The organism is Extibacter sp. GGCC_0201 (genome assembly GCF_017566055.1).
GTDB lineage: Bacteria > Bacillota > Clostridia > Lachnospirales > Lachnospiraceae > Extibacter.
On sequence record NZ_JABFCH010000007.1, the window covers coordinates 138396 to 151360 of the forward strand.

At 48.1% G+C, this 12965-nt stretch carries 9 protein-coding genes; 1 reads left to right on the top strand and 8 read right to left on the bottom strand.

Annotation, left to right across the window (positions count from 1 at the left end):
* Window positions 1–262: 262 nt before the first annotated feature.
* Window positions 263–1549, top strand: coding sequence for an IS110 family transposase (locus HJV72_RS06925; protein ID WP_208069770.1), 1287 nt, complete (start codon window positions 263–265; stop codon window positions 1547–1549).
* 114 nt (window positions 1550–1663) lie between these two features.
* On the opposite strand, the gene HJV72_RS06930 is transcribed toward HJV72_RS06925, so the two are convergent.
* From HJV72_RS06930 to iolG, 8 genes are all read right to left on the bottom strand, one after another.
* Entirely contained in the window at window positions 1664–2839 is a 1176-nt protein-coding gene (locus tag HJV72_RS06930) for an NAD(P)-dependent malic enzyme (RefSeq protein WP_208069771.1), read from the bottom strand.
* A gap of 16 nt (window positions 2840–2855) precedes the next feature.
* A complete protein-coding gene (gene larA, locus HJV72_RS06935) occupies window positions 2856–4106 on the bottom strand; it encodes a nickel-dependent lactate racemase (protein ID WP_208069772.1) in 1251 nt (416 codons plus the stop codon).
* Window positions 4107–4121: 15 nt separating this feature from the next.
* Window positions 4122–5366: a phosphoglycerate kinase gene (locus HJV72_RS06940; RefSeq protein WP_208069773.1), complete on the bottom strand. Its 1245-nt coding sequence runs from the start codon at window positions 5364–5366 to the stop codon at window positions 4122–4124.
* A gap of 32 nt (window positions 5367–5398) precedes the next feature.
* Complete coding sequence (locus HJV72_RS06945; RefSeq protein WP_208069774.1) at window positions 5399–6427, bottom strand: type II glyceraldehyde-3-phosphate dehydrogenase; 1029 nt, start codon at window positions 6425–6427, stop codon at window positions 5399–5401.
* 544 nt (window positions 6428–6971) lie between these two features.
* Window positions 6972–8414, bottom strand: a complete 1443-nt coding sequence (locus HJV72_RS06950; protein WP_208069775.1) for an IS110 family transposase — start codon at window positions 8412–8414, stop codon at window positions 6972–6974.
* Window positions 8415–8551: 137 nt separating this feature from the next.
* Window positions 8552–9337, bottom strand: coding sequence for a 5-deoxy-glucuronate isomerase (locus HJV72_RS06955; protein ID WP_208069776.1), 786 nt, complete (start codon window positions 9335–9337; stop codon window positions 8552–8554).
* 18 nt (window positions 9338–9355) lie between these two features.
* Window positions 9356–11287: a 3D-(3,5/4)-trihydroxycyclohexane-1,2-dione acylhydrolase (decyclizing) gene (gene iolD / locus HJV72_RS06960; RefSeq protein WP_208069778.1), complete on the bottom strand. Its 1932-nt coding sequence runs from the start codon at window positions 11285–11287 to the stop codon at window positions 9356–9358.
* A 629-nt stretch (window positions 11288–11916) separates the two neighbouring features.
* On the bottom strand, window positions 11917–12933 hold the full coding sequence (iolG, locus tag HJV72_RS06965) for an inositol 2-dehydrogenase (protein WP_208069781.1): 1017 nt from the start codon (window positions 12931–12933) through the stop codon (window positions 11917–11919).
* Window positions 12934–12965 lie beyond the last annotated feature (32 nt).

The window sequence follows — 12965 nt, forward strand, 5'->3', positions numbered from 1 at the left end:
GATATCAGCAGAGTCTGATGTCTAGAGGCTCTGCTTTGCCTCCTTTCAGCCCGGTCTCCGGTGTCTGCCTGCGAAAGCCTGCAGCCTGATTCATATGTCACATTCCGCTTACACAGATGTTTCATCCCCTGGCGTACAGCACCAGCAAAAGAGCTGCCAGGGTGCATGCTTATTACGCGAGGTTTCGGTCAGCATATGATTCCCAGGATAAACCTTTGGCTTTAGATTCCAAGAATACTTAATCGGAAAGGCGGGTGATATCATGTTAAAGATTAACCCATTATCTACGCTTTACGTCGGTATTGACGTCAGTTCAAAATCCAATTACGTTTGCTCTTTGGATTTTTATAAAAATAAATACATTAACTCTTCTTTTGCTAACAATCAGCCGGGGGCTGAAGAATTAGCGCAGAAGATTCTTGCGTGCTTAAAAGAACACCCTGATCTTAATACGATTGTTGCTGCTCTGGAATCTACCTCTGTTTACAGCATTCACATCGCAAACTTTCTCTCTTCCTGCGAGGAACTGATGCATTTCAAGCCTTATGTTTTTGTGCTCAATCCCAAGTGCACAGCTAATTACAAAAAGTCTTATATCGGATTAGGTAAGTCTGATCTCATTGATGCCTTTGTTATTGCTGATTATGCACGTGCAGGGAATATCGAAACTGAGCCTTGGCGTGGAAGCCAGTTTTTGGCTCTTAAACGCCTCACAAGGCATCGTTTGCATCTTGTTGAATGCATGACCAGAGAGAAAACCTACCTGGTTTCTAACCTGTATCTCAAGTTCAGTGAACTGCAGATGTTAGAAGGTGATGACCAGCCTTTCTGCGACATTTACGGAGCAACCTCTTCCAGTGTATTGACTGAATACTTATCTCCTGAGGAGATTATGGATTCATCTGAAGAAGATCTTATAAGTTTTCTCGCAGAGAAAAGTCGCAATCGTATCAAAGACATTAGCAGGACTGCAGAATTACTCAGGAAAGCAGCCAGAGATTCTTATCGCTTAGATAAGGCTCTTTATGAACCATTAAATGTATCTATCGCTAGTTCTTTCAACTGTATTGAAACTTTTAAGAAAGAAATCAAGCTTATAGATACCGCCATCGAAAGAGAAATCAAAGGATTAAATCCGAATGCTTTTATTATTCTTCAATCCATAGATGGCATTGGTCCTGTCTTTGCAGGTGGCATTGTAGCTGAAATAGGCGACATTTCTGCTTTCCATTCATCGGATGCTCTTGCTAAGTATGCCGGGCTCGCGTGGAAGTCAAACCAATCAGGTAACTTCGATGGTGAAGACACTCCTATGAGCAAAGCTGGTAATCGTTATCTCAGATACTATCTTGGCGAAGCCTCCAACAGTATGAGAAAACATAATGTTGCGTATGGAGCGTACTATCGAAAAAAGTACAACGAAGTTCCGAAGCATCAACACAAAAGAGCACTCGCGCTGACTTCACGTAAATTCGTTCGCTTGGTTTATGGATTGCTGGCCAGAAACCAACTGTACTCCGGTGTATCGCTGGATACATCAAATGAATAACTGTTTTTAACCTGTGTTTTCTCATAGGTCTATTAAAGTTACCCTTTTTCCGAAAAACATATCAAAATCTTTTCAAAAATCATCTTGACATATCACCAGATTGCTTTCCATGATTTATATTCTGGCCACACCAGATTTTCTGGCTGCCTCTGCCACTGCCGAGGCAACAGCCTTCCCCACACGGGGGTCAAAAGCTGCCGGAAGGATGTATTCCTCCCTTAGCTCCTCGTCGCTGATTAGGCCCGCGATGGCTCTCGCGGCAGCAATCTTCATCTCATCATTGATATCACTGGCGCGCACATCGAAGGTTCCCCGAAAAATGCCTGGGAAGGCCAGCACGTTGTTGCACTGATTAGGATAATCACTCCTTCCCGTCGCTATGACCCTTGCGCCTCCTGCCTTCGCGTCATCCGGAAAAATCTCCGGCGTAGGGTTGGCACATGCAAAGATAATAGCGTCTTTGTTCATGGTCTTTACCATCTCTGTTGTCACAACGCCTGGAACGCTCACACCGATAAAAACGTCGGCCCCGGCCAGCATATCCGCCAGAGTCCCGGCCTTTTTCTCTAAATTGGTCTGTTTTGCAATCTCTTCCTTGACAGGATTCATGCCCTCCGTGCGCCCTTCATAGATGGCACCTCTTCTGTCACAGAGAACCATGTGCCTTCCGCCTGCGCTAAGAAGCAGCCGCGTAATGGAGATGGCCGCCGCGCCCGCGCCGTTTATGACAAACCTGACTTCCTCTAACTTCTTACCCGTCAGCTTCAGGGCATTAGTGATACCCGCCAGGGTGATGACTGCCGTTCCATGCTGGTCGTCATGGAAAATAGGGATGTCACACTTTTCCTTCAGCTTCCTCTCAATCTCAAAGCACCTTGGAGCCGAGATATCTTCCAGGTTCACGCCTCCGAAACTGCCGGATATGCGATAGATTGTGTCGACAATCTCGTCTACATCCTTACTCTTAATACACAGTGGAAAGGCATCTACATCGCCAAAAGCCTTAAACAGTACACATTTTCCTTCCATAACCGGTATCCCGGCTTCCGGCCCGATATCCCCCAGGCCCAAAACTGCTGTTCCGTCCGTGACAACAAGACACATATTGTGGCGTCTCGTGTACACATAACTCTTGTCCGCATCTTTTTGAATCTCCACACATGGCTGCGCAACCCCGGGTGTATAGGCCAGAGACAGATCATCCTTCGTTGCCACAGGAACTCTTGATACGACTTCTATTTTTCCCTTCCAATCCTCATGAAGTTTTAAAGATTCTTTTGCATAGTCCATTGTTTATCACTCCTTCTTAATCTGCGACGCAAGGAAGCGTGGAGCCGCCATAGGGCATTGCCAGAACCTTGGCGTCCTTCCCCAGCCTTTCAAAAGCACAGTTAAGTGCTTCCTGGGCAGATGTTTTTGGCTCAAGAAAAATCTTTCGCACCAAATCATCCGGCAATTCCGATACCAAAAAAACATCTGCATTTTCCAGCATCATAGCAATGGCTGCCGCCTTGTGGCCGCCAAGCTGAAAATTCTCCTGAATTCTGGTTATCATGGAAGGCGCGTCCGGCGATTGGGTCATCCACTCCTCAAACACACTCTCGCCCAGCCCTTCCTTACAGGAGCCTATCAGAATGATGATTCCCCCTTTTCGGACAGCATGCTTGGCGTTATCCAATGCTTTCTGCGTCTGATACAGATTCAGGTCTTTCGGCGCTCCCCCCTGGGATACCAGGACAATGTCCGCCTTCCTGGGAATCTCCTTTCGGTAGATTCCATCCAGAAACCTGCAGGCTTCCCGGTGGGCTTTTACTGCGTCCCCGGCAGCCGCCATAATCACCTTTTTGTTTTCATCCAGCACCACGTTCACAATATAGTCGATTCCACAAATCGCCCCTGCCTCTTCAATGTCTTCCCGCACCGGATTCCCCGAAAGCCTCCCCGCACACGCCTGCGGCTTCACCATCTGGCTGTGATTTGACTGAATGGCTTCACGGGTAGACACACCGGGCATAATTGCCTTAGCCCCTCCGCTGTAACCTGCAAAATAGTGATATTCGATATTCCCCAGGCAGATTCTTCTGTCCGCCTCGGCAACCACCCGCACGATATCCACCGGCGTGCCGCGGGAAGTCACTCCCATATGTACGCAGTCGGAAGAATCCCCGTCTATACAGAGGATTTCTTCGTACGCTCTGGCCCCCGCCAGTTTTTTCATCTCCGCAGGCGTGTGCTTTCTGTGGCTCCCCAGAGCAAATACCAAAGTAATATCCTCCCGCCTTACGCCTGCCTCGAAAAGGGCATCCAAAAGAGGAGGCATCACCACATATGTAGGCATGGGTCTGGTAATATCGCTGGTAACGATTGCAATCTTCTCTTTTGGCTTTACCACATCCTTCAAAAGAGGCGCCCCGATGGGGGCAAGAAGCGCCCGGCGCACCTCATCCTCTCCTGTCAGCCCATGCTCCACCTGGTTTGCATGGAGCACTTCCATCACATTTTCATCCGGAACTTCAACAGTCTGGATTCCCGCGCCAAAACCAAATTCTAATTTCATACGTCTCTCCTATTCCTATATCCCGGCTCCGTGGCGCAGCGCTCTCACAACCGGAAGCTCCTCCCCGGACAGAAAACGAATCAACGCTCCGCCCGCTGTGCAGATATAAGACATCTGGTCCATCAATTCATATTTCTCCGTGGCCGTGACACTGTCACCGCCGCCGATCAGCGTATAGGCCTCTGATTTGGCGAGAGCCTTCCACACGGTCTTCGTCCCGTACTGCGTAAGTTCCTCCTCAAAGATCCCCATGGGACCGTTCACACACACCGTCTTTGCCTCCAGGATAATCTTCTGGTATTCTTCGCAGGTTTTCTGGCCGATATCCACAAGCGTCGCATGGGAGGGGATACGCCCCACATCCGCCTCTTTGCGCTCTTTGTACTCCACATAGGCCAGGTCACAGGGAAGCGCGATTTTATCCTGGTATTTTTCATAGATGGTTTTTGCCCTGTCAATCCACTCTCCATAATTGGACTTTTGGATAAAGTCCATACTGCCTTTGCCGATTTCCTTCCCTGCGGAGGCCAGCAGGATGTTGGCCACCAGTCCCCCTGTCAGAATTTTATCGGAAATCCCCCGGCTTAGGGCTGTCTCCATCATCAGGAACGCGTCGGAAATCTTTGCGCCCCCCAGCACGAAAACACAAGGCCTCTCAGGACTTTCCATAACCCGCGAGACTGCACAATATTCTTTTTCAAACAACCTGCCCATAGCCGAGGGCATCACCTGCTCGAACCCGCACAGAGAAGGTTGGTCGCGGTGGGCCGCCGCGAAAGCGTCACACACATAGAAATCACCCAGCGGGGCCAGCTTGCGCACCAGGAGCGTCTCTGCCTGCTCCTCATGGGACAGATTTAACTTCATCTCAAAAAGCGTCTGCTCCTCTGCCACAAACCGGACATTATCCAGAAGCAGAATCTCCCCTGCCTTCAAATCCCTGATGGCTTCCCGGGCAGCCGGACCGCACACATCATCTATAAATCGGACCGGACGTCCTAAAAGCTCGGCCAAAACCTTTGCGTGAGGCTGTGTGGTATAAAAATTCTTGTACTCAATATCACTTCCCTGATGAGCCATCAGCACAACCTTCGCGCCTCTGTCCGCCATCTCTCTGACGGTAGGTACGCACCCTTTGATTCGGTTGATACTCTTTAAGGTATTCATGGCCTTATCTACCGGCTGATTGATATCCACGCGGCAGAGTACCGTCTTGCCCTCCAACTCAAACTCATCCAATGTCTTTATTCCAAAACGCATATTTCCCCCATAAAATCAGCTTTTATCTAAAATCACTGAAATCTGCCAATGTTCAGGTACTGGTTCGTCACTGCAGTGCCTTCCTTTGAAGTTAACTGCATGCCGCAGGCCGCGCGGATAGCGTCGATGGTCTCCGGAATGGTGACTGACTCCTGGGGAATATGGATGCCATACATGATGTCATTGCCGCTTTCCACAATGCTGTCTTCCCAGAGTCCAATTTCATACATGTCGCCCCTTACATTGCCAAGATCACGGGCATACTTGAAAAGCGAAGCATTGCCCAGAAATCCCTCATCCAGCGTCACCACACGGATACGCGGATGTTTCCGAAATACTTCCAGCGCCATTTCCTTCGTAATCTTCTGTTTTCCGGTAGCCAGAACCGTTATGAAATGTCCATGCGTTACCGGCGTATGTACCAGAATCCCCGTGGCATGGATATGCGGCATAATCGTCATCAGATCAACCGCCTGGTGGGTCGGCGCTTTGTCCACCTGCAGGGCATTTGTAAGCCCACGGTGATAATCTCCCGGATCAGCCACACGGCGGACAATCGTAATTGCCACTTTCTCGATTCCATATGCTCGGTCCAGGCAGTCAACAGAACGAATCAGACCCGTGGTATTACAGGATGTAAGCTTTAAATAGTCCTTATTTACGCCCTGTTCATAATTCGCATACCCGTGAAAGAATACGTCCGCCACACTGTTCTTCTCCCCGCCCTGAAAGATGGCCTTTTTCCCTTTCTCAAGATAAATCTCTTTGTTCTTGGCTCCCACACCCGCCGGCGCGGAGTCAAGCATAATATCTACTTTGTCTACCAGGTCATGAAACGCTCCGCTCACCGGAATGTCATACTTGTCAAATGCGGATTTGTCAGCTCCGTCAACCAGATACAAATCATAGGGCATCCCCTTCTCTTTCAGTGCACGCACTGCCAGCGTGGGGGCGAAATCAGCAACGCCGACCAGCTCCATATCCTCCTGAAGATAAACGCCGTCTGCCAGGCGCTGTCCGATGGTGCCGTAACCTGCTACTCCTACTTTGATTTTTCCCATGTGAACATCTTCCTTCCTATTCTGTCAAGCCTAAATCTATTGATTTTACTGGCTTTGACGTATTTTATTTACCTCTAAAACAGAGCCGATGGTGATGAATGTCGTAGTATCAAGTACCGAATAGCTTAAAATTGGGTATAGCTTTTAAAGCATCCATTCTGTTTGCTTTATAAAGACTATTTTCCCTCTGTTAAACTATGATGATGAACCTTCCGTGTCTATGGGGATCGTCTCCCAACTTCCTTCGTCCCATCTATTCATACACCGAGTGCCAGCCAAGCTCCTAGACGGGGTCTTGCCCCACGGAAAAAACCGTTACCAGCTACAGCTCTTGTTTTTGTTTGATTAGTTACTGACCTAACTTCGTTTACAGCAGTACTGATTAACTCAGTGGACGCGATACCGTTGCATACCTCTGTTGGCCTTGATGCAGATGCAGTTCTGTCTCAAACTCCATCATTTACAGGTTCCTTATCCAGAACCCTGCCCAGCTCCCGTCATGCCGGAAACTCGGCAAGGCTCTGGAAATGTAATACTTTCTTTTCTATGCAGCTGCCTCTACTGTGACTCTCTGTGGATGTCGGATATCTTTCAGCATCTTCTCCGGATCATACCTGGTTCCGGTATTCAGAATCGTATAAATAATTCTCAGTATTTTGCAGGCTATCACAATGAGTGACTGCATCTTTTTAAGCGGATTGACGCTTCTTGTTGTATAGTACACATGCAGCTCTTTAAATTCAGGGGCATGTGACACTGCTGATTTGGCAGCCTGAAACAGCCAGTATCTCAGTCGTTTGCGTCCTCTGTGACTGATTTTTGTCTGCCCTTTATGCTTGCCGGAACTGCAGGCTACCAGTCCCATTCCACTTAGCTTCTGGATTTCCTTTACATCATCGAATCTGCTGATGTCTCCCATCTCCGCAAGAATTCCTGCAAGGATGTTTTCCCCAACTCCATTGATTTCAAGGATGTTCTCTGCATGCGGTATTTCCATGCATTTCTGATGCAGCACATTTTCTACCTCAGCCAGTTGTTCATCCAGTTTTATGATCTGCTCTGCAAACCACCTGATTGCTTCCCTTCCGGCATCTGTTCCATCGGTCAGTCCTACACTTCTTTTTGCATAGTCCACGATTGCTCCGGCTCTGCTGTAACCACGTCCACGAAGTTTTGCTTCATGCCAGAGACTTTTCACTCCCTCTGCTTCCAGTGCAACGATATCGGAAGGAATCGGAGCCACCTTCAGTACCTCCAGCGCAAATGCACCATCAATCTTCCCAAAAGCGTCCATATATTCTGGAAAGTATATCTTCATTTCACGGTGGAGACGGTTGATATTTCTGATTCTGTCCTCAGTAAGCTGATCCCGGAACATAGAGAGTCTTCTCATATCTGCATAAATAGCCTCCGGAAGATACGGCATTCCATAGTTTCCATCTTTTACAAGGTTCACAATTATTTTAGGATCTTTTCTGTCATCCTTAAGTTGGCTGTTATCTTCAATCTCTTTGCTCTGCTTAACAGCATATGGATTTACCTGAACAACGCTGATTCCATTCGAAACCATCCATGCAGCGATTGCAAACCAGTAGTGACCTGTTGGTTCAAGACCCAGCACAATCTGTTTTTTATCATTCTCTGCTGCAAGGTTCAGCACCCACGCCTTTGCACTGGCAAAACCTTCTGATGAATTGCTGAATTCAAAAGCTCCTCTGCTAAGTTCCCTTCCTCTGGTATCAATTGCTCTGATATAATGAGTTTCACTGCCTATATCGCATCCAACAATAAGCATCTCATCCGAGATGAAGGAGAGTTTGTCGTTTTTCTCAAATTTGCCATTCGTTTCCAGCCCACGCCATGTAGAAGCCTTCAGTTCCTGTTCAATCACCTGCACTTTCTTACTGAATTCATCCTGTGATAAAACATTTATAACGGATTTCTTTGATAATGATTGTACTTTTTCCCTTTTTGCTTTAATATTCATTGTAGATACCTCTTGTGTTTTAGATTTTTACCAACTGCCCAGTCAGTAATAATCTAAATTTACTTGAGGTATTCTTTTTGGTCAATTCCTTTTACTTTTTAAAGTATACAGGAAGCTCCTTTATCTATTATAAACCTTTAAAACTGTGCGTCATGCAGCCAAGTATACCGCTCATCCTCACAGCGGTCCGTCTGAAGCCACGGATTTCCCTTAAGGTGGCGAATCATCCAGCAGGTATACATCTCAAATCCAGGCGCGACTGCCTGAGGATGAAGCTCCCCTCCCGGTATTGCCGAGAAACTGTTGTCAACACTTTTGAAAACCTGGTCGCCTACGAAGCTTGCGCCAAAGCCTTCCGGCCGGTCAAATTTGAACAGATATGTCTCTGGCTGCGGATGCCTGTGAGGCAGGTATCCAGACCAATTGCCCCTGTCATTGAGTACCTCCCCCAGCACCATATTGGACGCCGGCGAAATAGCATGGTCGAAAATGGCATTGACCCGCCGATTCGCCACATTGCCAAACTTCCCTTTGCTGGAATATTGAAAAGGCGCATCCTTTGGGGCATATAGGCGGCTTGCAAATTCCTTTTCATTGTGCGTGCATTGCATCAGTATCTCGGAGTCTTCCACCGCCTCCACAATCACCTCATGCCCTTTACACACATGCAGACACCAAGGCCCTTCTGTAAACACACTTTTCCTGCTGGCTGTCTTCTCGCCTCCATCCCAAATATAGGTGATTTTCCCGGACAGCAGCAAAACGGCCGTCTCCTCGCCTGCTCTGGCGAATTTTCTAATCTCTCCCGCTTTCATACGATACAGACGGATGTCCATCATCATAGCACTGTATTCGTTCTCGTAAGTCGTAAGAATCATCTCCCCGCTGTCGTCAAACTGGGGATAACCAAAAGCCTTACCCATGAAAATCCTCCCTAAATATCAATAGTCTCTTGCCTCTTTTCTCCCCTGCATCACCGACTCGCATGCAGCCATGACCGATTCTTTCACCGAGGTTGTGGCAATGCCTACGTTCCACCAGGATTCATACCCGTCCGTCATGGTCTTGGGAATCACCTTTAAATCAAAGAGACAGGCAATCTCCTGCTTTTTTGCATCCTTTAACGCATCTTCCAACTCAGCGATTGTTCTGCACGTGTAAGACTTCATGCCGTACCCTTCGGCTATCTTTGCATAGTCCATAGAAATCAGGTCCTGGCATGGTTTTTTGCCGTCCGTATAGCGGAACTCCGTGGCAAGACTGCCAATGCCGTGGTTCATCTCCAGATTATTAATACACCCAAAACCACAGTTATCAAACACCAGGATATTGACCTTCTTTCGCTCCTGCATGATGGTCCCAAGCTCGCTGTTTAACATCTGGAAACTGGAATCCCCAACCACGGTGTACACTTCACTGTCCGGTTCCGCAAACTTTACGCCCAGGGTTGCCCCTATCTCATAGCCCATGCAGGAATAACCATATTCTGCATGATAGCCGCCCCGCTTATCCGTCGTCCACATTCTCTGCATGCAGCTGGGAAGGGAACCGCCTGCGGTAATGACAACAGCGTCTTCGTCAATCACTCTGCGGATAGCCGCAAGCGCCGCAGTCTGCGTAATCTCTCCTTTTGTCATCCTGACAAACTCAGGAATCGTCCGCGGGTCTCTGGCTTTGATTAAGGGCTCAAAATCCTCTCCCGTATACGCAATATCCGCCAAGCGCGCCATCTCCTTCTCCCACGCATCTTTCGCTGTCTCAATCTCGTCCGTGTAGGCGGACTGATAGCCTCTTGCCCTCAGTTTCCCGGCTAAAGCCTTCAGGGTTGCCTTGGCGTCTCCCACTGCTTTTACCGCATCCATCTTATAGGCATGGAACCTGCAATTATTGATGGATACAAACCGGACATCCTCGTTTTGAAAGAGCCTCTTGGACCCTGTGGTAAAATCAGACATGCGGGAGCCAACTGCAATCACCACATCCGCATCCTTTGCGATGATGTTGGAAGCGTATGTACCTGTAACACCGATGCCGCCCAGGCAATAGGGATGGCTGGATTTGCATGCGCTCTTGCCTGCCTGGCTTTCTCCAAAGGGGATGTTAAATTCCTCACAGAATTCCTCAACAACTTCTCCCGCCTCTGAATAATGCACCCCTCCGCCCACAATCAGCAGCGGCTTTTTTGCCCCTGCTATAATCTCTGCGACATCCTCAAGCTCCTCATCCACAGCAGTCGGTCTGGTAATCCGGTGTACCCGCCTCTCAAAAAAGTATTCCGGATAATCGTAGGACTCGCCCTCCACATCCTGACACAGAGCGATACAGCAGGCCCCTGTCTCTGCCGGATCCGTAAGAACCCGCATGGCATGAATAAGCGCAGTCATAATCATCTCCGGCCGGGTAATTCGATCCCAGTATTTGCAGACCGGCTTAAAGGCGTCGTTGGTAGTCACAGCCAAACTGCTGCTTTGCTCCAACTGCTGAAGTACCGGATCCGGCTGCCTGGATGCGAACGTATCTGCCGGGAATACCAAAAGTGGAATATTATTGACCGTCGCTGTGGCACATGCTGTCACCATATTCGCAGCCCCCGGACCCACCGAAGACGCACAGGGGATAATTTTCTTACGTCCACTCTGCTTTGCAAATGCAATCGCGGCATGGCACATCCCCTGTTCATTTCTGCCCTGCATCACCCGCAGACTGCCGGGATTGGTATCCAGCGCCTCCCCCAGCCCCACGGCAATCCCGTGCCCAAAAATGGTAAAAAAACCTTCTACAAACTTCGTTTCCACTCCATCCATAGAGACATACTGATTGTCGAAAAATTTCACGATTGCCTGTGCCACGGTCATTCTCATTGTTTTTGTCACAACTTTTTAATCTCCTTTCACAAATACCCTGTGGGTATAGAATCAAAAACCTCGCGGTGCTCGCCAAATGGACATGCAAGCACGTCCGCCTGGTTCGTTGCCCGCGGGAATAAAGCCAAACCGTCAGAAAACCGTCGGCCACGAGATAGGCTGCGCGATTTCAAGGCATTTAGGGGGTATACCTTTTCTACGCGGCATTTTGGAGACCATAAGATATACCTTGTCGGACGAAGTCCGCCTGCCCCGATAGGGGCATGTAATGCGGTATACCCTGTAGATATATATACCCTCGATTCTCTGCGTGCTTCTTATGTTAATTGCGTGCTTTTCAATCATAATGTTCTATTATTTTTTTATAATATCATCATTTCACACAAATCACAATCTTTTTTTGCATTTTGCACAATTCGCACAATTATTTATCACATATTTTATATATTATGTACTATGGTTTTTCATATTTGCACGCAAACATTGTTAAATTTTGCACGCACTTACACGCTGTTACATTCAACATACCCAAAGGGCATAGATATACAAAGTGGGCAGGCTCCTTCGCATACGAGGAGACCCGCCCACTTTTGCACCCCGGCAAAACCGTATGGCGCAGCCTTTACTCTTTTACAAATTTATTTTTCCAAAATCTCCGAAATCTTCACCGGGCGGTGTTCTTTCAGTGATTTTTTAGCAGCGAGACCCATCAATACTGGTTCCAGCCCATCTTCGATTCCCAGGGGGGTATCCGTATTGTTCTCAATCGCGTCAATGAAGCATTTGATTTCAGTTGCATATGCATCCATATAACGCTCAAGAAAGAAGAACAACGGCTTCTCTCCTGTCACACCCTGTGCATTGCTGATTACCGCTGTAGAGGCGCTGTCATTGGCAGACGCCACCATGCCCTCAGAGCCAAACACTTCCGCCCTCTGGTCATATCCGTATACAGCCTTTCTTGAGTTATCAATGACTACAATCGCACCGTTTTCCATCTTCAGGGTGATCACCGCAGTATCTACATCCTCTGCCTCAGAAAAGCCGGGATCCACCAGCACACTGCCCTGCGCATATACCTCTGTCGCATTGCACCCGGCCAGAAAACGGGCCATGTCAAAATCATGAATCGCCATATCCAGGAAGATCCCGCCGGATATCTTCACATAATCCATACTTGGCGGCTCCGGGTCCCTGGATGTTATTTTCACCACATGAACGTCCCCGACTTTGCCCGCTTTCACAGCCGCCTGCACAGCAGCAAAATTGTGGTCAAACCGCCGGTTAAACCCCACCTGGTATTTTACCGGATTTTTCTTCAATGCATCCATGACCTCCTGAATTTTTCCTATGTCCAGGTCAATTGGCTTCTCGCAGAAAACATGCTTCCCTGCCTGAATCGCCTCGATAGAAATCGGAGAATGGGTGTTGGTAGACGAGCAGATCAGCACTGCGTCAATCTGCGGATCGTCAATCACTTCCCTGTATTCTTTGGTGGTTTTCTCCACGCTCATTTCCTTGGCCCACTTCTTTGTCTCCTCACTCAGGTACGGGTCCGCAAGAATCTTGACCCTTGCATTTTTAACTTTTGTGCTAATGCTCTCCGCATGCACTTTTCCAATTCTTCCTGCTCCGATAATCCCTACTGTTATCATAAATTTCGTCTCCTTTACTCCATCAAATATTG